The sequence below is a fragment of the Nocardioides panzhihuensis genome, from assembly GCF_013408335.1.
GTDB classification, from domain to species: domain Bacteria; phylum Actinomycetota; class Actinomycetes; order Propionibacteriales; family Nocardioidaceae; genus Nocardioides; species Nocardioides panzhihuensis.
Genome location: NZ_JACBZR010000001.1, coordinates 935,756 through 959,928 on the forward strand (window position 1 = coordinate 935,756; position 24,173 = coordinate 959,928).

23 protein-coding genes are annotated in these 24,173 nt (G+C 69.5%); 15 read left to right on the forward strand and 8 right to left on the reverse strand.

Features of this window, described 5'->3' with window-relative positions; all coding sequences use genetic code 11:
- Window positions 1-693: a GNAT family N-acetyltransferase gene (locus BJ988_RS04355; RefSeq protein WP_343051462.1), complete on the forward strand. Its 693-nt coding sequence runs from the start codon at window positions 1-3 to the stop codon at window positions 691-693.
- 4 nt (window positions 694-697) lie between these two features.
- Here the strand turns inward: BJ988_RS04355 and BJ988_RS04360 are convergent, their stop codons facing one another.
- The 4 genes from BJ988_RS04360 to BJ988_RS04375 are packed head-to-tail and all read right to left on the reverse strand — an operon-like array spanning window position 698 to window position 4,731.
- On the reverse strand, window positions 698-1,540 hold the full coding sequence (locus BJ988_RS04360; RefSeq protein WP_179656892.1) for an ATP-binding cassette domain-containing protein: 843 nt from the start codon (window positions 1,538-1,540) through the stop codon (window positions 698-700).
- Complete coding sequence (locus tag BJ988_RS04365; RefSeq protein WP_218860592.1) at window positions 1,537-2,616, reverse strand: iron chelate uptake ABC transporter family permease subunit; 1,080 nt, start codon at window positions 2,614-2,616, stop codon at window positions 1,537-1,539. The genes BJ988_RS04360 and BJ988_RS04365 overlap by 4 nt, the downstream gene beginning before the upstream one ends.
- A complete protein-coding gene (locus tag BJ988_RS04370; RefSeq protein WP_179656893.1) occupies window positions 2,613-3,671 on the reverse strand; it encodes a FecCD family ABC transporter permease in 1,059 nt (352 codons plus the stop codon). The genes BJ988_RS04365 and BJ988_RS04370 overlap by 4 nt, the downstream gene beginning before the upstream one ends.
- Window positions 3,672-3,702: 31 nt before the next feature.
- Window positions 3,703-4,731 (reverse strand): iron-siderophore ABC transporter substrate-binding protein, encoded by a 1,029-nt coding sequence (locus BJ988_RS04375; protein WP_179656894.1) that lies wholly within the window; start codon window positions 4,729-4,731, stop codon window positions 3,703-3,705.
- Between the two features lie 156 nt (window positions 4,732-4,887).
- Here BJ988_RS04375 and BJ988_RS04380 point away from each other — a divergent pair, with 156 nt between their 5' ends.
- Both BJ988_RS04380 and BJ988_RS04385 read left to right on the forward strand, forming a co-directional pair.
- Entirely contained in the window at window positions 4,888-5,205 is a 318-nt protein-coding gene (locus BJ988_RS04380; protein ID WP_179656895.1) for an SHOCT domain-containing protein, read from the forward strand.
- A gap of 30 nt (window positions 5,206-5,235) precedes the next feature.
- Window positions 5,236-5,655: a VOC family protein gene (locus BJ988_RS04385; protein WP_179656896.1), complete on the forward strand. Its 420-nt coding sequence runs from the start codon at window positions 5,236-5,238 to the stop codon at window positions 5,653-5,655.
- A gap of 2 nt (window positions 5,656-5,657) precedes the next feature.
- Here the strand turns inward: BJ988_RS04385 and BJ988_RS04390 are convergent, their stop codons facing one another.
- Window positions 5,658-6,995: an ABC1 kinase family protein gene (locus BJ988_RS04390; protein ID WP_179656897.1), complete on the reverse strand. Its 1,338-nt coding sequence runs from the start codon at window positions 6,993-6,995 to the stop codon at window positions 5,658-5,660.
- A 54-nt stretch (window positions 6,996-7,049) separates the two neighbouring features.
- Here BJ988_RS04390 and BJ988_RS04395 point away from each other — a divergent pair, with 54 nt between their 5' ends.
- The 4 genes from BJ988_RS04395 to ilvC all read left to right on the forward strand — a co-directional run bounded on the left by BJ988_RS04395 (window position 7,050) and on the right by ilvC (window position 12,812).
- Window positions 7,050-9,176, forward strand: a complete 2,127-nt coding sequence (locus tag BJ988_RS04395) for a prolyl oligopeptidase family serine peptidase (RefSeq protein WP_179656898.1) — start codon at window positions 7,050-7,052, stop codon at window positions 9,174-9,176.
- A 261-nt stretch (window positions 9,177-9,437) separates the two neighbouring features.
- Entirely contained in the window at window positions 9,438-11,189 is a 1,752-nt protein-coding gene (locus BJ988_RS04400) for an acetolactate synthase large subunit (protein WP_179656899.1), read from the forward strand.
- Window positions 11,189-11,752, forward strand: a complete 564-nt coding sequence (gene ilvN, locus BJ988_RS04405) for an acetolactate synthase small subunit (protein WP_179656900.1) — start codon at window positions 11,189-11,191, stop codon at window positions 11,750-11,752. The genes BJ988_RS04400 and ilvN overlap by 1 nt, the downstream gene beginning before the upstream one ends.
- Before the next feature lie 34 nt (window positions 11,753-11,786).
- Entirely contained in the window at window positions 11,787-12,812 is a 1,026-nt protein-coding gene (gene ilvC, locus BJ988_RS04410; RefSeq protein WP_179656901.1) for a ketol-acid reductoisomerase, read from the forward strand.
- A gap of 109 nt (window positions 12,813-12,921) precedes the next feature.
- Here the strand turns inward: ilvC and BJ988_RS04415 are convergent, their stop codons facing one another.
- Together BJ988_RS04415 and BJ988_RS04420 are read right to left on the reverse strand one after the other, a co-directional pair.
- Window positions 12,922-13,758: an ABC transporter permease gene (locus BJ988_RS04415; protein ID WP_179656902.1), complete on the reverse strand. Its 837-nt coding sequence runs from the start codon at window positions 13,756-13,758 to the stop codon at window positions 12,922-12,924.
- Entirely contained in the window at window positions 13,755-14,690 is a 936-nt protein-coding gene (locus BJ988_RS04420; protein WP_179656903.1) for an ABC transporter ATP-binding protein, read from the reverse strand. The genes BJ988_RS04415 and BJ988_RS04420 overlap by 4 nt, the downstream gene beginning before the upstream one ends.
- 172 nt (window positions 14,691-14,862) lie before the next feature.
- Between BJ988_RS04420 and BJ988_RS04425 the strand changes: the two genes are divergently transcribed.
- The gene (locus tag BJ988_RS04425; protein ID WP_179656904.1) at window positions 14,863-15,558 is read left to right on the forward strand and encodes a DsbA family oxidoreductase; all 696 of its coding nucleotides are present in this window, start codon (window positions 14,863-14,865) and stop codon (window positions 15,556-15,558) included.
- Between the two features lie 19 nt (window positions 15,559-15,577).
- Here BJ988_RS04425 and BJ988_RS04430 read toward each other — a convergent pair whose 3' ends face one another.
- On the reverse strand, window positions 15,578-16,147 hold the full coding sequence (locus BJ988_RS04430) for a class I SAM-dependent methyltransferase (RefSeq protein WP_179656905.1): 570 nt from the start codon (window positions 16,145-16,147) through the stop codon (window positions 15,578-15,580).
- Between the two features lie 266 nt (window positions 16,148-16,413).
- Between BJ988_RS04430 and BJ988_RS04435 the strand changes: the two genes are divergently transcribed.
- The 7 genes from BJ988_RS04435 to BJ988_RS30300 all read left to right on the forward strand — a co-directional run bounded on the left by BJ988_RS04435 (window position 16,414) and on the right by BJ988_RS30300 (window position 24,173).
- A complete protein-coding gene (locus BJ988_RS04435; protein ID WP_179656906.1) occupies window positions 16,414-16,599 on the forward strand; it encodes a hypothetical protein in 186 nt (61 codons plus the stop codon).
- A 10-nt stretch (window positions 16,600-16,609) separates the two neighbouring features.
- The gene (locus BJ988_RS04440; RefSeq protein ID WP_179656907.1) at window positions 16,610-17,695 is read left to right on the forward strand and encodes a 3-isopropylmalate dehydrogenase; all 1,086 of its coding nucleotides are present in this window, start codon (window positions 16,610-16,612) and stop codon (window positions 17,693-17,695) included.
- A gap of 118 nt (window positions 17,696-17,813) precedes the next feature.
- Window positions 17,814-18,893, forward strand: a complete 1,080-nt coding sequence (locus BJ988_RS04445; RefSeq protein WP_179656908.1) for a branched-chain amino acid aminotransferase — start codon at window positions 17,814-17,816, stop codon at window positions 18,891-18,893.
- Between the two features lie 205 nt (window positions 18,894-19,098).
- A complete protein-coding gene (locus BJ988_RS04450; protein ID WP_179656909.1) occupies window positions 19,099-20,619 on the forward strand; it encodes a protein kinase domain-containing protein in 1,521 nt (506 codons plus the stop codon).
- Between the two features lie 191 nt (window positions 20,620-20,810).
- On the forward strand, window positions 20,811-22,436 hold the full coding sequence (cimA, locus tag BJ988_RS04455; protein WP_179656910.1) for a citramalate synthase: 1,626 nt from the start codon (window positions 20,811-20,813) through the stop codon (window positions 22,434-22,436).
- 64 nt (window positions 22,437-22,500) lie between these two features.
- The gene (locus BJ988_RS04460; protein WP_179656911.1) at window positions 22,501-23,040 is read left to right on the forward strand and encodes an NAD(P)H-dependent oxidoreductase; all 540 of its coding nucleotides are present in this window, start codon (window positions 22,501-22,503) and stop codon (window positions 23,038-23,040) included.
- Window positions 23,041-23,222: 182 nt separating this feature from the next.
- Window positions 23,223-24,173, forward strand: coding sequence for a GNAT family N-acetyltransferase (locus BJ988_RS30300; RefSeq protein ID WP_179656912.1), 951 nt, complete (start codon window positions 23,223-23,225; stop codon window positions 24,171-24,173).

A 24,173-nucleotide genomic window follows, 5' to 3' on the forward strand; every position in this document is an offset into this window, starting at 1 on the left:
GTGACCGACTTCTCCTATCCCGTGGGTGACCTCGTCGAGGGCTGGCAGGCGCGGCCGTGGCCGGAGCCGGTGGCTCTGGAGGGGCGCTACGTCCGGATCGCGCCGCTCTCGTCGGCGCTGTACTCGGACCTCTACACCGCGGTCTGCGGACCCGGGGACGCCGACCTGTGGACCTACCGGCCGATCCCGATGCCCACCTCGCTGCAGGAGCTGTGGATGCACCTGGCGGGCCTCGTCGATGCCGCCGACGTCGTGCCGTTCGCGTTCGTCCCGAAGGAAGGGGAGCGCGACGGCAGGGCGAGCGGGGTCGCGGGCTACCACGCCGTCGACCCCGGGAACGGGAGCATCGAGGTCGGTGGCGTGCTCTTCGGTCCGTCGCTGGCCCGGACGCGCATGGCGACCGAGGCGATCCACCTGCTCATGTGGCACGCGTTCGACACGCTGGGCTACCGGCGGTTCGAGTGGAAGCTCGACGCGCTCAACGAGCCGTCACGACGGGCCGCGGAGCGACTGGGGTTCAGCTACGAGGGCCGGTTCCGCAACCACATGGTCGTCAAAGGACGCAACCGGGACACCGACTGGTTCTCCGTCACCGCCGAGGAGTGGCCCGCCGTGCGGGAGCGGCACGAGCACTGGCTCGACCCCGCGAACTTCGACGAGCAGGGACGCCAGCGCAGCCCTCTCCGGCCGTAGCCCACTAGAGCGCGTCCACCGCCACGACATGGTGACGCCCCATCGGCAGCATGAGCGGCTTGTCCGAGACAGGGTCCTGGATGACCGTGCTGCGCATCCCGAAGACGTCCTGGACGAGCTCCGGGACCAAGACCTCATGGGGTCGGCCGGCGGAGTGCAGGCGGCCGTCGTGCAGGGCGATGAGGTTGTCGGCGTAGCGCGCCGCGAGGTTGAGATCGTGCAGCACCATCACGATCGTGGTGCCGGCGCTGCGGTTGAGGTCGGTCAGGAGGTCGAGCACCTCGACCTGATGGCTGATGTCGAGGAAGGTGGTGGGCTCGTCGAGAAGCAGGATCTCGGTCTCCTGCGCGAGCGCCATCGCGATCCAGACCCGTTGCCGCTGGCCACCGGAGAGCTCGTCGACGGAGCGGCCGATCAGCTCGACGGTGTCGGTGGCGCGAAGCGCAGCGGTCACCGCGCGGTCGTCGGCCTCCGACCAGCGAGTCATGACTCGCTGGTGCGGGTGCCGGCCACGGCCCACCAGCTCGCCGACGGTGATCCCCTCCGGCGCGATCGGCGACTGCGGCAGCAGGCCCATCCGCCGGGCGAGCTGCTTGGCCGGCGTCGCATGAACCTCCTTGCCGTCCAGCAGCACGCGGCCGGTCCGGGGCGGCAACAGCCGTGTCATCGAGCGAAGCAGCGTCGACTTGCCGCACGCGTTCGGACCGACGATGGCGGTGACCTCGCCCGGTGCGATGACGAGATCCAGATCGTGCACGACCTCCCGGTCGCCGTAGCCGAGAGTCAGCTTCTCGATCTCCAAGCGCGGCCGGCCGTTGGGCTGGTCAGCGGGCTGGTTGAGGGTCACAGGGTGCCTCCGACTCTGTTGACGCGGACGATGAGATAGAGCAGGTACGGAGCGCCGAGGATGCCCGTGACCACGCCGACCGGCATCCGGGTGCCGAAGGCGTACTGGCCCGCGAAGTCGGCGACGAGGGTGAGCAGCGCGCCGACCAGGGCCGCCGGAACCAGGAGGGAGCCCCGGGAGCCGACGATCCGTGCGGCGATGGGCCCGGAGAGCAGAGCGAGGAACGCGATCGGTCCGGATGCGGCCGTCGCCACGCACACCAGTCCGACCGCGGCGACGATCGTGAGCAGTCGCGTCCGCTCGATGCGTACGCCGAGCGCGGAGGCCGCATCGTCACCGAGCTGTGCGGCAGCGAGGGCACGCGTCTGGAGGAGCACGGCACCGCCCAGCACGACGACCGCCGTGAGGACCACGAGGACGTCGCGCCACAGCGCTCCGTTCAGGCTTCCGGTGAGCCAGCGCAACGCCTCGGCGAGCTGGAAGTTGGTGGCGCGCTCGAGCTGCCAGGAGATGACGCTCTGCATCATCGCGGCCATGCCGATGCCGATGAGGATCAGACGCGTACCGGCCGCGGTGCCGCGCCGATAGGCCAGCAGGTAGATGGTGAGCGCGACGCCGACCCCTGCGGCGACCGCGACCCAGGAGACGAGAAGGCCGCCGAGCGAGAAGCTGACGATGGCGACGGCCGCGGCAGCGCTCGCGCCCTCGGTCACGCCGATGACGTCGGGGCTCGCGAGCGGGTTGCGCAGCAGGGTCTGGAAGGTGACGCCCGCCAGGCCGAAGGCGATCCCCACCACCAGCGCGAGGGTGGCTCGCGGCAACCGCAGCCGTCCGACGATGAACTCGGCACCGCCGGCGTCGGCGCCGAACACGACCGCGGCCACCTCGGCGAGTCCGTAGGTGGTCGAGCCGAGCATCAGGCTGCCGAGGTAGGCGGCCGCCACGAGTGCGGTAAGGAGGGCGATCAGCTGGCGACGCCTGCGCTCGCGGCCCCGACGGGCCGCGACGACCAGGCGCAGGTCCGCGGCGGCGTCGGCAGCGCTCTCGGCCCCGATGGCGTACGGAGAGAGGGTCACAGCTCACGCACCTTGGCCTGGCGCACGACCGCGATGAGGACCGGCGCTCCGACGATGGCGGTGATGATCCCGACGTCGACCTCGGTCGGCGGGGCGACGACGCGTCCGAGGACGTCCGCGACCAACAGCAGCACCGCGCCGCCCATCACGCTGAAGGGCAGCAGCCATCGGTGGTCGGTCCCGATCAGGAGCCGACCGACGTGAGGCACGACCAGTCCGACGAACGCGATCGGCCCGGTGATAGCGGTGGTGGCCCCGGCGAGCGTGACGGCACCGGCGGCTGCCAGCAGCCTGGTCCGGGTCACGTGCTCGCCGAGCCCGGAGGCGAGGTCGTCGCCGAGACCGAGCATGTTGAGTCCACGGGCGCACCAGACGCACAGCAGAGCGCCGACGAGGAGGAACGGTGCCACCAGCCACAGCTTGTCGTCGGTGGCTCCGCCGACGCCACCGACCTGCCAGGAGACGACGTTCTCGGAGATATCGGGTCTGGGCAGGACGACCGCGGTGACGAAGGACGACAGCGCGGCAGCGGTGGCGGCGCCGGCGAGGGTGAGCTTGAGCGGGGTGGCGCCGCCTCGGCCCAGCGACCCGACGGTCCACACGAAGGCCGATGCGAGGGCGGCGCCGAGGATGGCGACCCAGATGTAGCTGATCGGGGAGACCAGGCCGAACCAGGCGATACCGGCGACTACGGCCAGCGAGGAGCCCGTGTTGACCCCCAGGATGCCGGGATCGGCCAGCGGGTTGCGGGTGATGCCCTGCAGCACCAGGCCCGACACCGCCAGCGCGGCTCCCGCGACGGCAGCCAGCACGGTTCGTGGCACCCGCTTGGCGACCGCGGCCTGGGCGAATCCCTCCGCCTGGCCGGAGACGCCGGCCCAGATGTCGGCCCAGGACGCCTCGCGCGAGCCCAGGACGATGGAGGTGGTCGCGGCCGCCAGGACCGCGGCCGCGAGCGCGAGCAGCGCCAGGCTCCGCGTCCGCCGGGTGCCGCGCAGATGGGCTGTGGGGCCGGCGGGCGCGGATCCTGGACGGCTGGTCAGAGACGTCGTCATCTCGGTGGGTCGATCCGTCGTCGTGCGACGGTCACTTGGTGGTGTACGCGGCAGCGTCGGCCAGCAGGCCGACATAGTCCTCCGCCAGGGCCGACACCGACAGGGCGGTCGGGTTGGCCGCAGTGCCCATCGCCTCGGCACCGTCGAGGGTGACGATCGCCTTGTTCTTCACCGCCGGCAGCTGGGAGAGCACGGGGTCCCCCTCGAGAGCGTCGATGAGCTCCTGGCCGCCATAGGTGATGATGACGTCGACGTCAGCGAGCTCGTCGGCCCGCTCGGTGCTGATCGAGCCGGAGTAGTCGCCGCTGTCCCCGGTGGCCTCGATGATGCTCGGAGCGACCTCCATACCGAGGTCGGCGAGGTACTTCGACCGCGTGTCAGCGGCGCTGTAGAAGTTGATCTCGCTCAGGTCGGCCGGGTCGACATGGGTCATGAACATGCCGGTCGTGCCCTTGAGCTCGGGTCGCGTCGCCGCAGCGTCGGCGATGGTCTGCTCCAGGTCCGCGACCAGGTCCTCGCCCTCGGACTCCATGCCGAGGCCCTTGGCGTTCTGGAGGACGGAGTCGCGCCACTCGGTCGCCCACGGGTCGTCCGGGTAGGCGACCACCGGGGCGATCTCGCTGAGGGTCTTGTAGTCGTCCTCGGTCAGGCCCGAGTAACCGGCGAGGATGACGTCGGGGTTCGTGCCGGCGACGGCCTCGAAGTCGTAGCCGTCGGTCTCGTCGAACAGCACAGGCGTCTTGGCGTCGAGCTCCTTCAGCTTGTCCTCGGTCCACTGCTGGACGCCGTCGCCGTCGTCGTCGCCCCAGGTCATCTTCGACATGCCCACGGGGACGATCCCGAGCGCGAGCGGGACCTCCTGGTTGGCGAAGTCGACAGTGGCGACCCGCTCGGGCTTCTCCTCGATGACCGTCTCGCCGAAAGCGTGCTGCACGGTGACGGGCTTCCAGCTCCCGTCCGCAGCGCTCTTCGAGGAACCGGTGTCAGACCCACATGCCGCCAAGCCGGCCGCGACCGCGACCAGTGCGACGGGCACCGCCGCCTTCCGTGCGATGAACATCTCGTCCCGCTTTCTGTTTTAGGTTAGGCGTACCTTACTAGACCTCTTTAACCTACGCGGGATTGCGTACCCCGTCCCCGCTTCTGAGCCGATGTGCCGATGGCTCGTGCGCAGCAGTCTGGAGGGCACAGAGAGCCCAACAGATTGGAGAGAGCGATGAGCATCAACGAGACGGTGACAACCCTCGCCGTGACCGGCGACAGCTGGGGCCCGTGGCGCGAGAGCGGCCCGTGGCACGACGGGGGAGGGCCGCCGGCCTTCTGGCCGATCTTCCCCATCCTGTGGTTCCTCGTGATCGCGGCGATCATCACCGCGGTCGTCGTCTTCGGCCGCAAGCGGGTGGCTGAGGGGCCGCGGCGCGCGGGCGAGGCGAGGCTGGCCGAGAGGTACGCCGCAGGCGAGATCGACGAGGACGAGTACCGCGTTCGCCGCGACGTCCTGCGAGAGAAGCCGGGCAGCACGAAGGACGCCTGACCTCCGCTGGTCCGTGGCAGTCTGATTGCCATGGACCAGCGCATCAGCTTCATCACGCTCGCCGTCGCCGACGTCGCGGCGAGTCGGGCGTTCTACGTCGGCGGACTCGGCTGGACCCCGGAGCTCGAGGCCGACGGGGTGCTCATGATCCGTGTCGGCGAGCACGTGATCCTCTCGCTGTGGGACCGGGCCGAGTTCGAGGAGGAGGTCGGACCGATCACCACCGGCGACGGCGTTGCCCCGTTCACCCTCGCCCACAACGTCGCCACCCGTGAGGAGGTCGACGGCATCCTGTGGCTCGCCCGGTCGCTCGGGCGCCAGGCCTCCGTGGCCGAGGAGAGGGCCTGGGGTGGCTACACCGGCTACTTCGCCGACCCTGACGGCGCCCGCTGGGAGATCGCCTACAACCCCGGCCCGGTGGGACAGACCGTGCTGCCTGACCAGACCTGACCTCAGCCCGCGAAGCCCGGCAGGTGCTCCTCGAGGATCTCCCGGAACGGCGCCTCGGCGTTGAGCTGCGCCAGCACCCCGAGCCCACCGAGCCAGACCCGGTGGATGAGCAGGTAGGACGGCGGCAGGTTGAGCTTGAGACCGACTGTGTAGGCGGGGTCCTTGGGATCGTTGATCCGCTTGAACTCCTCCCGCATCCACGACCGGGTGAATCGGAAGCGCTCCTCCAGCGCCGGGGTCACGAACGGGGCCAGGTAGTCGAGCACGTGCTGCGGCTCGACCTTGATCCCGTCGCGGATGAAGCCGACGTCGCGCAGACCCTGGACCAGTGCCTCGGCGTCGCCGGTCGAGGCGATCCGGATGAGTCGGCCCATCGGCTCGGGGAGGCCGCGCTCCGGGAGCCGCGCGGCGAGCCCGAAGTCGAGCACCGCCATCCGGCCTTCGGGGAGGACCCGGAAGTTGCCCGGGTGCGGGTCGGCGTGCAGCATCCCGGTCAGCTCGGGTGCGGAGAACCAGAACCGGGCGAGCAGCTCGCCGTAGTGGTCGCGCTCCTCGGGGGTGCCCTCGGCGATCACCTTCGCGATCGAGCCCTGCGACTCCACCCACTCGGTGACGAGCACCGACGGGCCCACCGTGACGACATCGGGGACGTCGATCAGGGGATGGTCGGCGTACGCCTCGGCGAAGACGTGCTGGGCCTCCGCCTCCTTCGGGTAGTCGAGCTCCTCGATGACCCGCTCCTGCATCTCGGCGACGAGAGCCTTGACGTCCATGCCGGGCACGACCGCGTTGCCGATCGCTCCCAGCCGGCCGATCTGGCGCAGGTCGGCGCGCAGGGCCTCCTCGGAGCCGGGATACTGCACCTTCACCGCCACCTCGCGGCCGTCGACCCACCGGCCCCGGTGGACCTGTCCGATCGAGGCCGAGGCGGCCGGCTCCTCGGAGAGCTCGACCAGTCGCTCGGACCAGTCCTTGCCGAGGTCTCGGGCCAGCAGGCCGCGTACGATCCCGGTCGGCATCGGGGGAGCGGAGTCCTGGAGCCGGGTGAGCTGGTCTCGGTAGTGGGCCGCCTGCGACTCCGGCAGCGCCGCCTCCATCACCGAGAGCATCTGCCCGAACTTCATCGCGCCGCCCTTGAGCTCACCCAGGGTGCGGAACAGCTGGTCGGCCGTACGCTGGTGGACATCGGCCAGCACTGCCTCGGCGGGCTTGCCCCCGATCCGCTTCCCGAGCCCGAGCGCCTTGCGCCCGGCGTACCCCATCGGCAGCGCGGCCAGCTTGGCCGTCCGTGTCGCCGCTCGCCGCGGCAGACCCTTCGACGACCCCTCCGCCTCATTCATGAGGCCAGTGTGCCTGTCGGCTGCAACTCGGGCCCTGCGAAGTAGCCTTCCCGCATGACCTCTGAGCTGACGATCGTGACCCCGCTCGACCCTGCCGGGGAGGACCCGTTCGGCTGGCTGGAGGAGGTCGAGGGCGCAGACGCGCTGGCGTGGGTGCGGGCCCGCAACGAGGAGGCCCACGCGAGCGTCGGGGCCGATCCCGTGTTCGCCGAGATCGAGGCGCAGATCCTCGAGGTGCTCGACTCCGACGACCGGGTGCCCGAGGTCTCGCTCCTCGGTGAGCATCTCTACAACTTCTGGCGCGACGCCGACCACGAGCGTGGCATCTGGCGGCGCACCACGCCGGAGTCCTACCGCACCGACGATCCCGAGTGGGAGCTCCTGCTCGACCTCGACGCGCTCGCTGAAGAAGAGGGCGAGAGCTGGGTCTGGCACGGCGCCTCGGTGCTTCGGCCCGGGCCCGGCGAGCCGTGGCGCAAGGTGCTCGTCGATCTCTCCCCGGGTGGCTCGGACGCCGACGTGACCAGGGAGTTCGACCTGGTCGAGAAGGCGTTCGTAGCACCTGCGGACGGTGGGTTCACCCGTGCCGTGGAGCAGGGCGGCGCCAAGGGCGGGCTCTCCTGGTGCGGCCCCGACGCGGTCTATGTCTTCACCGACTTCGGGCCGGGCTCGCTGACCCCGAGCGGCTACCCGCGCATCGTGAAGCTGTGGCGCCGCGGCACTCCGTTCGAGGATGCGGCGGTGGTCTACGAGGGCACCGACGAGGACATGTACATCTCCGCCCGCCACATCCACACCCCCGGTTTCGAACGCGACCTGGTCAGCCGCTCGATCGCGTTCTACCGGTCCGAGACGTACGTCGTCACCGACCCCGGCACCCCCGAGCAGACCCTCACCAAGCTCGACATCCCCGACTCGGCCGAGGCCGGCTTCCATCGCGAGTGGCTGGTCGTCGAGCTCCGTGAGGATTGGGCGCCGAAGGAGATCACGTACGCCGCCGGCTCGCTGCTCGCGATCGAGGCCGACCGGTTCCTGGCCGGTGAGCGCGACCTCACCGTGCTCTTCGAGCCCACCCCGAGCACCTCTCTCGCCGGTGCTACCTGGACCCGCAGCCATCTGGTCCTCAACGTCTTCGAGGACGTCAAGAACCGGCCGTACACATTGACGCCTCCGGCCTCGGGCAACGCGGAGTGGACGCGCTCAGACTTCCCGGCGACCGATCCCGTGGCCGCGGTCGGCACGCGAGCGGTCGACGCGGTCGAGTCCGACGAGGTCTGGGTCGTCACCAGCGGCTATCTGACCCCGGCGACGTACGGACTGACCGAGATCGGCGCGGAGACGATCGAGCCGCTGAAGTCGGCGCCGGCCTGGTTCGACACCGAGGGGCTCCGGGCCGAGCAGCGCTTCGCCACGTCGCAGGACGGCACCCGCGTGCCCTACTTCATCGTCGGCCCCGAGGCGGCGCTCGACGGCGCAGGCCCGGCCCCGACGCTGCTCTACGGCTACGGCGGCTTCGAGATCCCGATGACCCCGGGCTACTCCGCTGGGGTGGGGAGGGCCTGGCTCAGTGAGGGCGGGGTCTACGCCGTCGCCAACATCCGCGGGGGAGGGGAGTACGGCCCGGCCTGGCACCAGGCAGCGCTGAAGGAGAACCGGCACAAGGCGTACGAGGACTTCGCCGCCGTCGCCCGCCACCTCGCCGAGACCGGCGTGAGCGACGCGAGGCACCTCGGGATCCAGGGCGGATCCAACGGCGGACTGCTGACCGGGAACATGCTCACGCTCTACCCGGAGCTTTTCGGCGCCGTCGTGATCCAGGTGCCGCTGCTGGACATGAAGCGCTACTCGCATCTCCTCGCCGGGGCGTCGTGGATGGCCGAGTACGGCGACCCCGACGTGCCGGAGGAGTGGGAGTACCTCAAGACCTTCTCGCCCTATCACCTGCTCGACGGCTCGAGGACCTACCCGCCCGTCCTGCTCACCACCTCCACCAAGGACGACCGCGTCCACCCCGGCCACGCCCGCAAGATGGCCGCGCTGCTGGCCGCCACCGGCAAGGACGTCACCTACTACGAGAACATCGAGGGCGGGCACGGTGGGGCGGCCAACAACGCCCAGTCGGCCCACCTCTCCGCCTTCGCCTGGACGTTCCTGCGCGAGCGCCTCGGACTGATCGAGTGACAGATACTGGGACGGTGATCTCAGATCATGGGACGACCGATAGGGTGTGGTGACACGGCGCGACACCTGGGGTTAACGTGTGAGCATGCTGAACAGCATTATCGTACTTAGCAGGCGCGTCGCCTAGGAGCCACTGGCCCCAGACGACGCGTCTCCCTCCGTTGCCCGCCGGGCCGGAGGGTTTTTTGTTGCACAAGCAGCCCAAGCAAGACAACCGAGCACAGCCCATGAGTAGAAGCTCCGATGAGTAGGACGGCGGACATGAGCGAGCAGATGACAGGCGCACAGAGCCTGATCAAGTCGCTGGAAGCAGCGGGTGCCGAGAACATCTTCGGCATTCCGGGAGGCGCGATCCTTCCGGCGTACGACCCGCTGATGGACTCGAAGATCCGCCATATCCTCGTACGCCACGAGCAGGGAGCCGGCCACGCCGCCCAGGGCTACGCCGCCGCGACCGGCAAGGTCGGCGTCTGCATGGCCACCTCCGGTCCGGGCGCGACCAACCTGGTCACCCCGCTCGCCGACGCCAACATGGACTCCGTGCCGATGGTGGCCATCACCGGCCAGGTCGGCGCGGCGATGATCGGCACCGACGCCTTCCAGGAGGCCGACATCCGCGGCATCACGATGCCGGTCACCAAGCACAGCTTCCTCATCACCGACCCGGCGGAGATCCCGCTCCGGGTCGCTGAGGCCTTCCACCTCGCCTCCTCCGGGAGGCCGGGTCCGGTCCTCGTCGACGTCACCAAGTCGGCGTTGCAGGCCACCACCACCTACCGGTGGCCGACCGAGCTCCACCTGCCGGGCTACCGCCCGGTGACCAGGCCGCACGCCAAGCAGATCCGCGAGGCGGCGCGCCTGATGCTGGAGGCCAAGAAGCCGGTCCTGTACGTCGGCGGCGGCACGATCCGCTCCCGCGCCCACCGCGAGCTCTTCCAGCTGGCCACGCTCACCGGGATCCCGGTGGTGACCACGCTGATGGCCCGCGGCGCCTTCCCCGACTCCCACCCGCAGCACCTGGGCATGCCGGGCATGCACGGCACCGTCCCCGCGGTCGCCGGCCTGCAGAAGTCCGACCTGATCATCAGCCTCGGCGCCCGGTTCGACGACCGGGTCACCGGCAACCTGGACTCCTTCGCCCCCAACGCCAAGGTGATCCACGCCGACATCGACCCCGCCGAGATCGGCAAGAACCGCTACGCCGACGTCCCGATCGTGGGCGACGTGCGCGAGGTCCTCACCGACCTGATCACTGTGCTCACCGCGGAGAAGGAAGCCGGCAAGGAGGGCGACTACGAGGGCTGGATCTCGTTCATGGCCGGGATCAAGAAGGCCTACCCGCTCGGCTACGACCTCCCCGCAGACGGCCTCTCCCCGCAGTACGTCATCGAGCGTCTCGGCAAGATCTCCGGCGACGAGACGATCTTCACCGCCGGCGTCGGCCAGCACCAGATGTGGGCGGCGCAGTTCATCGGCTACGAGCACCCCAACACCTGGATCAACTCCGGTGGCCTGGGCACGATGGGTTACTCCGTCCCGGCCGCGATGGGCGCGAAGGTCGGCTGCCCGGACGCCACGGTCTGGTCGATCGATGGTGACGGCTGCTTCCAGATGACCAACCAGGAGCTCGCGACCTGCGCGATCGAGAACATCCCGATCAAGGTCGCGATCATCAACAACGACAACCTCGGCATGGTGCGCCAGTGGCAGACGCTCTTCTACGGCGAGCGCTACTCCAACACCAACCTGCAGTCCCACGGCCAGCACAAGCGCATCCCCGACTTCCCCAAGCTGGCCGAGGCCATGGGCTGCGTCGGCCTGGCCTGCGACTCCGCCGACGACGTCGATGCCACCATCGAGAAGGCCATGGAGATCAACGACGCGCCTGTCGTGGTCGACTTCCGGGTCAACAAGGACGCCATGGTGTGGCCGATGGTCGCCGCCGGCTCCTCCAACGACGAGATCCAGTACGCGCGCGACCTCGCGCCCGAGTTCGACGAGGACGACCTCTGATGAGCATCCAGCCCGTGAAGACCGGCGGCAAGCACACGCTGAGCGTCCTGGTCGAGAACAAGCCCGGTGTCCTGGCACGTGTGGCCGCGCTCTTCTCGCGCCGTGGCTTCAACATCGAGTCCCTCGCGGTGGGACCGACCGAGCACGACGAGATCTCGCGCATGACGGTCGTGGTCAATCTCGAGAACACCCCTCTCGAGCAGGTCACCAAGCAGCTCAACAAGCTGGTCGAGGTGATCAAGATCGTCGAGCTCGAGCCCGAGTCGCGCGTCCAGCGCGCCCTCATGCTGGTCAAGATCGCCGCCACCGCGGAGACCCGCAGTCAGGTGCTCGACACCATCCAGCTCTTCAGGGCAAAGGTCGTCGACGTGTCCACCGACACCGTCGTCGTCCAGCTCGCCGGCAACACCGGCAAGCTCAACGACTTCCTGAGGGTCATCGAGCCCTTCGGCATCCGTGAGCTCTCCCAGTCCGGCATGGTCGGCATGGGCCGTGGCTCCCGGTCGATCTCCGAGCGCAGCCTGCGATCCGTGGCTGTGCCCGCTCCGCCTCCCGCGGTCTGAACCCATATCAAACAACAACTAAGGAGAAGCCCTCGTGGCTGAGATTTTCTACGACGACGACGCCGACCTCTCGCTGCTCCAGGCGAAGAAGGTTGCCGTCATCGGCTACGGCAGCCAGGGCCATGCCCATGCGCTCAACCTGCGTGACTCCGGTGTGGACGTGCGCATCGGTCTGCAGCCCGGCTCGAAGTCGACCGCCAAGGCCGAGGAGGAGGGCCTCAAGGTCCTCACGCCGGCCGACGCCGCCGCCGAGGCGGATGTGATCGTCATCCTCGCCCCGGACCAGCACCAGCGCGGTCTCTACAACGACGAGCTCGCGCCCCACGTGACCGCCGGCAAGACCCTCGTCTTCGGCCACGGGTTCAACGTGCGCTTCGGCTACATCAAGGCTCCCGAGGGTGTCGACGTGATCCTGGTGGCCCCGAAGGCCCCGGGCCACACGGTCCGTCGTGAGTACGTCGCCGGCCGCGGCATCCCGGACATCATCGCCGTCGAGCAGGACGCCTCCGGCTCGGCCTGGGACATCGCCAAGGCGTACGCCAAGGGCATCGGCGGCACCCGCGCCGGGGTCATCAAGACGACCTTCACCGAAGAGACCGAGACCGACCTCTTCGGCGAGCAGGCCGTGCTCTGCGGCGGCGTGTCGCACCTGGTCCAGGCCGGTTTCGAGACGCTGACCGAGGCCGGCTACCAGCCCGAGATCGCCTACTTCGAGGTGCTCCACGAGCTCAAGCTCATCGTGGACCTGATGTGGGAGGGCGGCATCGCCAAGCAGCGCTGGTCGATCTCCGACACCGCTGAGTACGGCGACTACGTCTCCGGCCCGCGCGTCATCGGCCCGCAGGTCAAGGAGACCATGCAGCAGGTGCTCGCCGAGATCCAGGACGGCTCCTTCGCCGCCCGGTTCATCGCCGACCAGGACAACGGTGCGACCGAGTTCCAGAAGCTGCGCGAGGAGGAGGCCGGTCACCCGATCGAGGCCACCGGCAAGGCCCTGCGTGCCCACTTCTCGTGGAGCCAGGCCGACGACGACTACACCGAGGGTTCAGCCGCGCGCTGATCCCCAGAGTGCCGAGTCGGCGCAAGCTGACCGAAGATCCCGCCGAGTCGGCGCGTCATGACGCGCCGACTCGGCGGGATCTGTTGTCAGTTTGGGCCGACTCGGCCGATTACTTGACCTCGGACTTCAGGACGAGGCGTAGGCCGATCAGCAGAGGGACGAGCAGCCAGATGGCGCTGGCGGTGCCGAGCTGTGCCCAGGCCTCGCGGGTCATGTCATTGTCGAAGAGGCGGGTGGAGGCCCAGTTGAGGTCGAGCCAGGATCCGTTGTCGCGCCACCACTCGTTGACCATGACGAGCGCGTTGGAGATCGTGGGCAGGACCAGGGCGTAGACGAAGTAGCCGACGATCGCCGCCGGTGAGCTGCGGAAGAGCGTGCCGAGCATGAACCCCATCAGCATGCCGATGATCTGGGCCAGAATGGTCTGGGCGAAGATGACCGCGGTGAGGTCCCAGACCGGGTCGACTCCGGCGATGGAGGTGCCGAGCAGGTTGCCCAGTGCCCCGATCCCCAGCGCGGCTGTCATCGAGACGACGCCGAGGGCGACGGTCAGAACCGCCTTGGCGCCGATCACCTTGCCGCGGCTGGGGACGAGGGTGAAGGTCGTCAGCGCCGTACGAGAGCTCCACTCGCTCGAGACGGACAGCACCGAGATCATCGGCAGGATCACGGCCATCGGGATGCCGATCGCCGTCGCGAACATGCCGTAGGTGAGCGCGTCGTCATCGGAGAAGACGATGATCGCCGCGGTGGCGATCACCGCGAGGATGCCGATGCTCGCCACCAGCCAGAAGCCGGAGCGGGTGTCGAACATCTTGCGCAGCTCGATGCCGGCTATGCGCCCGAACGGGATCGGGGCGGGGACGGCCCGCGTGCGGCGGTGGGCCGCCTCCTGCTGATGCCCGGCCGGGCTGGCCGGCTCAGGGGCGATGGTCGTGGTGGTCATGCTGCCTTCCCTTTCGATGAATCCAGCCCTTCGGGGGACTCGAGGTGGTCGCGCTGGTTGGAGGCGGTGAGCTGGAGGAACATCTCCTCCAGGCCGGCGCCGTCGGCGGCGCGGAGCTCGGTCAGCACCAGCCCGGCGTCGAAGGCGATCTGGCCGGCAGCGGCGAGCTCGGCGTCGCTGAGGACGGCACCCTCGGTGGTGATCTCGGCGGTGTGGCCCGCCCGCTGGAGCGCCCGCCCGAGGGCGGTGAGGTCGTTGGAGCGGGCGTACGTCCCGCCGCCGGCGAGCAGCTCCTGCTTGGTGCCCTGCGCGACGATCCGGCCGTTGCCGATGACCACGATGTCGTCGGCGATGACCTCGATCTCGTGCAGCAGGTGGGACGAGAGGAGCACGGTGCCGCCGTCGTCGGCGAAGCCGCGCAGCAGGTCCCGCATCCAGCGGATGCCTGCGGGGTCGAGCCCGTTGGCGGGCTCGTCGAGGATCAGCACCTCCGGCTCCCCGATCAGGGCCGTCGCGATCCCGAGCCGCTGACGCATCCCGAGGGAGTAGTTGCGTACGCGCCGCCCGGCCTCCTCCTCGGTCAGGCTGACCCGCTCGAGGGTCTCGGCCACGCGGGTCTTCGGCAGACCCATCGTGCGGGCGGCCAGGGTGAGGATCTCCCGGCCGGTGCGGCCGCCGTGCTGTGCGGAGGCGTCGAGGAGGACGCCGACCTCGAGGCCAGGGTTGGGCAGCTGGGAGAAGTGGCGGCCGAGGAGATGGGCGCTGCCGGAGGTCGGATCGGTGAGCCCGACCAGGATGCGCATGGTCGTGGACTTGCCGGCGCCGTTGGGGCCGAGGAAACCGGTCACCCGACCGGGCTCGGCATTGAAGGTCACGTTGTCGACGGCCGTGAACCCGCCGTACCTCTTGGAGAGGGCATCGATCTGGATCATGCATCGAGCCTCGCCCCAAGCGACCCTCGGCCGCGTCCGGCAGATCCCTGGCGGGTTCCTGGACCATCCCCTGGTCACCCCTGAGACGGTCTCAGGGGTCCTGCTCATCCTGCCCATCAGGCACAGCAGTCTGCTGCGGAATGTTTCGTACCGGACGAGACGTTCCCGTCACATGCGTATTGATGTGTGGTCCGACGTCGTCTGTCCTTGGTGCTACATCGGCAAGCGCCACCTCGAGGAGGCCCTGGAGGGCTTCGAGCACAGCGACGACGTCGAGATCGTCTATCACTCCTTCGAGCTCGACCCGACCGCGCCGCAGGTGCCGACCGAGACCACGGTCGAGGCGCTGTCTAAGAAGTTCGGTGCCTCCGTCGAGCAGACCCGCGAGATGATGAAGCAGGTCAGTGTCCCTGCCGCCGCGGCCGGTCTCGAGTTCAGCTACGAGGACACGCCGCACGCGCGCACCATCGATGCCCACCGGCTGATCCACCTGGCCAAGGCCGAGGGCAGACAGGCCGCGCTCAAGGAGGAGCTGCTCGCTGCGTACTTCACCCGGGGCGAGTCGATGGGTGACCATGCCGTCCTGCGGCAGGCCGCTGTCAACGTCGGTCTCGACGCCGCCCGCGTCGACGAGGTGCTCGCGAGCGACGAGTTCGCGGCCGACGTACAGGCCGATGTCGACCAGGCCCGCGCCTACGGCGCGACCGGGGTGCCGTTCTATGTCGTCGAGGAGAAGTACGGCGTCTCCGGCGCGCAGCCCACGAAGGTGTTCAGCCAGCTGCTGGAGCGGGTGCACGCCGAGACCAAGCCGGCACTGACGATCGTCGGCGACGGCGATGCCTGCGGTCCCGACGGCTGCGCGATCTGACCGTCCGGTCGGAGTCCGGCTAGCGCTTGGTGGCGATCAGGACGCTGGTGTCGGGGGCGACCATGACCTCGACGGTGGTGAAGCGCTCGTCGGTGAGCCAGGACTCGCGCAGGCTGTCGACCCGGCCGTAGACGATCGGCGGCCACAGGTCGGTGGGGATGAGGTCGTCGATGACGACGATGCCGCCCTCCTCGACCAGCTCAGCGAGCTGGTCGGGGGAGACCCCGCCGGGGGTCTCGGCGTCCAAGAAGAGCAGTGCGAACGGGCCGCGGTCGCGCAGGATGCCCCAGTCGGCGGCGATCACCTCGACCTGCTTGTCATCGGCGAAGATCTCGGCGGCCTCCTTGGCGAGGTGCTCGTCGAGCTCGGCGGAGACGATGTGGGCCGCGTCGCCGCGTACGCCGCTTCGCAGCCAGGCGGTGCCGATACCGCATCCGGTCCCGAACTCCGCCATGGTGCCGCTCCGGGTGGCCGCGAGGGTCGCCAGAAGCCGTCCGGTCTCGTTGCGGCAGAACGAGACGTACCCCGCCCGACGGGAGACGTCGAAGGCGCGGGTCACGATGTCCGGAAGCTCTGGGGGTGCACTCACATGGCCAGTCTTCCTGATGACGGGTGTGATCGTGCGCACGGGCGTCTCGGATGGCGGACCATTCGTCCAGATCCGTTCTTTCAAGGCGTCTGCCGGGTTAACGTCAGAACACCATGCGGAGCATTTTTCTCGTACTCGAGTGCCGCGACGGGGCCCGGCGGTAACGACCGCAGGAGAAGCCACCTCGTCGCGGTGGCTTCCGTCTTCCAAAGACCCCGGCTTCTCTCCCACACCCTCTGATTCCCTGACGTGTGAAGGAAGAAGCCATGTACGCGATGTACCCCGAGAGCCCCGCCGCTGGATCCGACTATGCTGGCGACAAGTGGGGCCGCGAGTGGGGCCCGGCGAGCCACGACCCCGACAACCCGCACAGCGTCGAGAACACCATCGCCGCGGTCCAGCAGGCGCTCGACCTGCGGGACAACGGCGGCCAGCTGCCTGACGACAACTAGTCTCGCCGTCATGTCTACGACCAACCTCGCAGTGATCCCCGGCGACGGCATCGGACCGGAGGTGACCGCCGAGGCGCTGAAGGTGCTCGAGGTCGCCGCAAACATCGCCTCGGGCTCCGCCTCGGCGGGACCGGTGAAGTTCGAGCAGACCCGCTACGACCTCGGCGCCGAGCGCTATCTCGCCACCGGCGAGGTCCTGCCCGAGTCTGTTCTCGCCGAGATCAAGGAGCAAGACGCCATCCTGCTCGGAGCGGTCGGTGGCAAGCCCAACGACCCCAACCTGCCCCCGGGCATCCTGGAGCGCGGGCTGCTGCTCAAGCTCCGCTTCGAGCTCGACCACTACGTCAACCTGCGCCCGTCGCGACTCTTCCCGGGGGCGACCTCCCCGCTGTCGCCGGCAGTGCTGGACAAGGGCGAGATCGACTTCGTCGTGGTGCGTGAGGGCACCGAGGGCCTCTACACCGGCAACGGTGGCGCGATGCGGGTCGGAACCCCGCACGAGGTCGCCACCGAGACCTCGGTCAACACCGCCTACGGCGTGGAGCGGGTCGTCCGCGACGCCTTCGCCCGCTCTCAGGCCCGCCCGCGCAAGAAGCTGACCCTGGTCCACAAGACCAACGTGCTCGTCAACGCCGGCTCGCTGTGGTGGCGGATCACCCAGCAGGTCGCCGAGGAGTTCCCCGACGTCACCGTGGACTACCTCCACATCGACGCGGTGATGATCTTCCTCGCGACCGACCCGGCCCGCTTCGACGTGATCGTCACCGACAACATCTTCGGCGACATCATCACCGACCTCGCCGCTGCCATCACCGGCGGCATCGGCCTGGCCGCCTCCGGCAACATCAACTCCTCCCGCGAGTTCCCCTCGATGTTCGAGCCCGTCCACGGCTCCGCCCCCGACATCGCCGGCCAGCAGAAGGCGGACCCCACCGCGGCGATCCTGTCCGGGTCCCTTCTGCTCGAACACCTCGGTCGCCCCGAGGCTGCCGCTGCCATCGACGCCGCCGTGCTCGCCGACCTCTCCGAGCGCGGTCCGGAGCCTCGTACGACCTCCGAGGTCGGCGACGCGATCGCCGCGCGAGTAGTCGGCTAGACGCTCACCCTCGAAGGGCCGGGCGCAGATTCTCCTGCGTCCGGCCCTTTCTCTGTCCCCATCATTTACCCCGCCCGCGATAGCACAGCCCTCGCAGAACAGGACTAATCTCATGGTCATGGAGATCAGCACCACATTGTCGACCCAACCGGCCACCGACAAGCAGCGCGCGGAGGTCCTGGCGAACCCAGGCTTCGGCAACCATTTCACCGACCACATGCTCACCGTCGAGTGGACGCCCGAACAGGGCTGGCACAACGGTCGCATCGAGGCGTACGCGCCGATCAGCCTGGACCCGTCGGCAGCCGTGCTGCACTACGCCCAGGAGATCTTCGAGGGCATGAAGGCCTACCGGCACGAGGACGGCTCGATCTGGTCGTTCCGGCCCGAGGCCAACGCCGCCCGGATGGCCCGCTCCAGCGAGCGCCTGGCTCTGCCCGTCCTCGAGATCGAGGACTTCGTGCAGACCGTCTTCGACCTGGTCGAGGTCGACCACCGCTGGGTCCCCGAGGCATCCGAGAGCGACGAGAAGAGCCTCTACCTGCGGCCCTTCATGTTCGCCTCGGAGGCGTTCCTCGGTGTCCGCCCGGCCCAGCACGTCACCTACATGGTCATCGCCTCGCCCGCCGGCTCCTACTTCAAGGGCGGCGTGAAGCCGGTCCGGATCTGGCTCAGCGAGAACTACACCCGCGCCGGCCGCGGCGGCATGGGCGCGGCCAAGACCGGCGGCAACTACGCCTCCTCCCTGGTCGCCCAGGCCGAGGCCACGGCCAACGGCTGCGACCAGGTCGTCTTCCTGGACGCGCAGGAGGGGAAGTACGTCGAGGAGCTCGGCGGCATGAACCTCTACTTCGTCCACTCCGACGGCCGGATCGTCACCCCCGAGACCGGCACCATCCTCGAGGGGATCACCCGGGCCTCCATCATCGAGCTCGCGGGCAAGCTCGGCTACACCGTCGAGGAACGCAAGTTCACCATCGACGAGTGGAAGTCCGGCGTCGAGTCCGGTGAGATCACCGAGGTCTTCGCCTGCGGCACCGCCGCCGTGGTCACCCCGGTCGGCGAGCTCGTCCACGAGGGCGGCTCCATCGCCTCGGCCGGTGACGGCGAGGTCTGGCGGACCATCCGCAAGCAGCTCGTCGACATCCAGTTCGGCCGCGCCGAGGACACCTTCGGCTGGATGCGCAAGATCGTCTGAGGCCGAGACGTCGGTCGCGTCGGCCGAGACGTCACGTACGCAGGCCGAAGCGTCACTCCCGCGAACCGAGATGGCAGATGGATGCCCACTCGGGCGACGGGGGTGACGCTTCGAGCGACGGGGGTGACGCTTCGGGCGACGGGGGTGACGTCTCGGCGCTTCACGGTCTCGGCGGGTGTCGGTTGCGGCGGTTAAGGTTTGTCCCGTGACGACAGCCCCGCGCCTGCCCCGGGCGAGCCGACGAGAGAGCGTCGGTGACTACGACCTGCTCTCCTTGCTGGGGCAGGGCGGGATGGGACGGGTCCATCTGGCCAGCCACCGCGTGAGCGGTGAGCGGGTGGCGCTGAAGGTGCTGCGTACCCAGTTCGTCGGGGACGAGGAGGGGCGCCAGCGGCTGGCACGCGAGGTCTCCTCGCTGCAACGGGTGCGGAGCAGGTGGGTCGCCGGTGTGGTCGCGGCCGACCCGTGGGGCGAGGTGCCGTGGCTGGCGACCCGATACGTCCCGGGGCCGACGCTGCACGACAAGATCGTCAACGAGGGTGTGCTCTCGCGCGACGAGGTCGAGCAGCTGGCCAGCGACCTGGCCGAGGGCATCGCCGACTGCCACGCCGTCGGAGTTCTTCACCGTGACGTCAAGCCCGCCAACATAATTATGGAGGGGCGGCGCACCCCGATCCTGATCGACTTCGGGCTCGCCCGCGTCGCCGACGACCCGAAGATCACCGTGACCGGCCTGCTGATCGGCACGCCCGGCTACCTGCCGCCCGAGATCGCCGTCGGCGACCCGGCCACCCCGGCGTCGGACGTACACTCGTGGGCCGCCGTGGTGGCGTACGCGGCGACCGGCCGCCCGCCCTTCGGCGAAGGCAACTCGATGAAGCTGATGGACCGGGCCCGGCGCGGTGAGCACGACCTGGAGGGCGTGCCGCAGCTGCTGCGCGGGCTGCTCGGCCAGGCGCTCTCGCCCGATCCGGCCGACCGCCCGACGCTGGACGAGGTGCGCGAGTGGCTGCGTACGCCGCGCCGACCGTTCGTGCACAAGCCGGTCGAGCAGCTCTCGCTCAGCGACCGGACCGAGCGTGAGAAGGCCACCACCCCCGCTGCGCCGTTCCCGCCGGTCGGCCGGCCCGGCCCGCGCCCGGACAGCCGCCGCGACAACGGCCTGGAGAAGCTGCGCCGCGGGGCGATCTGGCTCGGTCTGCTCGCCTTCGCCGTCGGCGTGATCGCTGCGTTCCCGAGCGTCGGCTTCTGGGCGGTGCTCGGCGCGGCGTGGCTGATCCGCGCCGGCACGCTGGCCGCCGGCGATCTGCGCCGCTGGCGTTGGTATCGCGGCCGCAAGTGGCACGACGCGCCCCGGCTCCTGATCGGTGCGCCCTGGCGGCTGGTCCGCTCGCTCCCGAAGACGTTCGTCGTCGGGGTGTGGGGCTTCGGGTTCGTGGTGGCGGCAGTGCTGATCGGCTTCGCCCTGCAGCTCTCCTTGCCGACGGCTCTGGGCTTGGCGGGCCTGGCCTTCGTGGGCGCGCTGTGGACCGGCTCCGGACGCGACCGGCTGCGCGACCCGGTGACCAAGGTGGTCCGGCGGGTCTCGGAGCGATGGGTGCCGTGGGCCCTCGGGTTCGCGGTGGTCCTCACCCTGGCTCTCTTCCCGGTCCAGACGCTTGCCGACAACGGCCCGCAGTTCTCCGGCGGCGACGAGCCGTGGTGGGTCGAGCTCCTCGGCTGGTGAGACGCTCGTCCCACTGGAGGAGATTTCGTGGCAGGATCAGGGCCATGACGACGTACGCCATCATCATTCGCTAGCGCGCCGAGCCCCGCTCGACGCGCCACCCTCTCGTCCCCGAGAGGGTTTTTTGTTGCCCAGCCCCAGAAGCCAGCCCAGCCCCAAGACCCCAGATCCAGCCCGAGGACAGAAGAGCCATGGAATTCCACGTCTACGACACCACTCTGCGCGACGGTGCGCAGCAGGAGGGCCTCAACCTCAGCGTCGCCGACAAGCTCGCGATCGCTCGGCATCTCGATGGCTTGGGCGTCGGGTTCATCGAGGGCGGCTGGCCCGGGGCGAACCCGAAGGACACCGAGTTCTTCAGAAGAGCCGTCTCCGAGCTCGACCTCAAGCACGCGCGGCTGGCTGCCTTCGGGTCGACCCGCAGGGCCGGGGTGAGGGCGGCCGACGACCCCCAGGTCGCTGCGCTCCGTGACTCCGGCGCCTCGGTCGTCACCCTGGTGGCGAAGTCCCACGACCGCCACGTCGAGCTCGCGCTGCGCACCACGCTCGAGGAGAACCTCGCGATGATCCGCGACACCGTCTCCCACCTGCGCGAAGAGGGTCAGCAGGTCTTCCTCGACGCCGAGCACTTCTTCGACGGCTACCGGGCCAACCGCGACTACGCGATGGAGGTCTTGAGGACGGCCTACGAGGCCGGCGCCGAGGTCGTCGCGCTCTGCGACACCAACGGCGGGATGCTGCCGGGCTGGGTCTCCGACGTCGTCCACGACGTCCGCGAGACCACCCAGGGCGCTGTCGGGATCCACTGCCACAACGACACCGGGTGCGCGGTCGCCAACTCGCTGGCCGCAGTGGAGGCTGGCGCGATGCACGTCCAGGGCTGCATCAACGGCTACGGGGAGCGTACGGGCAACGCCGATCTGGTCTCCGTGGTCGCCAACCTGCAGCTCAAGCTCGGCCGCGAGGTGCTCCCGACCGGTCTGCTGGGCGAGGCGACCCGCGTCGCCCACGCGGTCGCCGAGGTGACCAACGTGCCACCCGCGGGACGGCAGCCCTACGTGGGCGCCTCCGCCTTCACCCACAAGGCCGGTCTGCACGCCTCCGCGATCAAGGTCGACCCCGACCTCTACCAGCACATGGACCCGGCCGCGGTCGGCAACGACATGCGGCTGCTGGTCTCGGACATGGCCGGCCGGGCCTCGATCGAGCTCAAGGGACGCGAGCTCGGCTACGACCTCTCCGACGACCGCGACCTGGTGACCCGGGTGACCGAGAGGGTCAAGGAGGCCGAGCAGCGCGGCTACACCTTCGAGGCGGCTGACGCCTCCTTCGAGCTGCTCCTGATCGAGGAGGTCGAGGGCGCGCGCCCGGCCTACTTCGAGGTCGAGTCCTGGCGGGTCATCTCCGAGGCACGTGGTGGTGGTCAGGCTGCTTCGACCGGCTCGGGGGCCTCGACCACGGAGGCGATCGTGAAGATCCACGCCGACGGCGTACGCCACGTCTCGACCGGCGAGGGCAACGGCCCGGTCAACGCGCTGGACCAGGCGCTGCGGGCCGCGATCACGCGTGCCTTCCCCGTGGTCGCCGACTTCGACCTGATCGACTTCAAGGTGCGGATCTTCGACCAGGGCCACGGCACCGACGCGAAGACCCGGGTGCTGATCGAGACCTCTGACGGCGTGACCTCGTGGACGACCGTGGGTGTCGGGTCGAACGTGATCGAGGCCTCCTGGGAGGCGCTGGTCGACGGGCTCACCTTCGGGTTGCGACGTCACGTGAGCAAGACCACACCCGCAGGCGCCGTCGCCGTGGAATGAATCTCCGGCGGGAGGGTGTTGGACAGTTCAACATTGAACTTTCCGCGTCATTCGAGGAGAACCCGTGTCCGACACCCGCATCGCCGTACTCGTTGGCAGCCTGCGCGCTGAGTCCACCAACCGCAAGCTCGCCGAGAAGCTCGCCGCCGGGGCGCCCGAGGGCGTCTCCCTGGAGATCGTCGAGGGCCTCGGCGAGCTGCCGTTCTTCAACGAGGACCTCGAGGCCGACCCGGGCGAGGCCGTGACTCAGCTCCGCAAGACGGTCACCGAGGCCGACCGCGTGCTGATCGTGACCCCGGAGTACAACGCCACCATCCCGGGCGTCCTCAAGAACGCGATCGACTGGCTCTCCCGTCCGTACGCCGCGGGTGCCATCAAGGGCAAGGTCGTCGCCGTCGTCGGCGTGACCCCGACCCCTTACGGCGGCAAGTGGGCGCACGCCGACGCCGCTCGCTCCGTCGGCATCGCCGGCGGGATCGTCGTCGAGGACGCGATCGTCTCGCAGCCGGCCCATGAGATCGACGTGTTCGCCGACGCCGAGGTCCAGGCGCGCTTCGCAGCTGCCGTCGAGAAGCTCGCGGGCTTCGCGCCCGCAGCCGTCTGATTCCCAAGCCAGGCGGCGCCACGAGGTCAGGTCTCCGGGGGGAGACCTGACCTTCGTCATTTATCGCGTGCACTTACGGGCCTTAGGCCGTACGTTGCGGCCATGAGTGAGCGCCAGCGAACGACGGTAGGCCTCAGGCCGCCGCTTCCGTATTCTTCGCTCTTCGCTACGGAGGCGGCGGAATGAGCGGACCCGTGAAGCAGCTTCGTGTGGTGGTCGAGGCGAAGGACTACGAGGAGGCGGTGGCGTTCTACCGCGACACCCTCGGTCTTCCTGAGGAGGCAGCCTTCTCCGGCCCTGACGGGGCTGAGGTGACCATCCTCGACGCCGGCCGGGCCACGCTCGAGCTCGCCAACCCGGCCCAGCACGCGTACATCGACGAGGTCGAGGTCGGACGCCCGGTGGCCGGGCACGTACGGGTGGCGTTCGAGGTCGACGACTCCGCCACCGTCACCGATCGGCTCGTCGAGGGCGGCGCGGCGCTCGTCGCCTCACCCACCCGCACCCCGTGGGAGTCGCTCAACGCACGTCTCGACGGTCCCGCCGACCTGCACCTGAGTCTCTTCCAGGAGCTCGCCGAGCCCGCCCTGGCGCCGGAGTACCCCATCAGAACCGAGCGGTTGACGCTGCGCCCGATCGACGTCGAGCGCGATCTCGAGGACCTGCATGCCTATCTCTCGCTCGAGGACGTGTGCCGCTACATCCCGCCGGTGCCGCGCGACCGCGACCAGCTGCGGAAGGCGTACGCGCCGGAGAGGCGCCTCTCCGTCCTGCGCCGCGAAGGTGAGGTGCTCTCTCTCGCCGTCGAGCACGAGGGCCGGCTGATCGGTGACGTCGTGCTCTTCTGGCACAGCAAGGAGCAGCGGTCGGGGGAGATCGGGTATGCCTTCAACCCCGAGTTCCAGAGGCGCGGATTCGCCACCGAGACGGCCCGAGCGCTGCTCGGGCTGGCGTTCGACGGGCTCGGCCTGCACAGGGTGGTCGCCCGGGTCGACGAGCGCAACGCCGCTTCGGCGCGGGTGGTCGAGCGGGTCGGGATGCGCAAGGAGGCGGTCGAGCGTGACGCGAAATGGACCAAGGGCGAGTGGGCGACACTGGTGAACTACGCGATGCTCGAGGACGAGTGGCGTTAG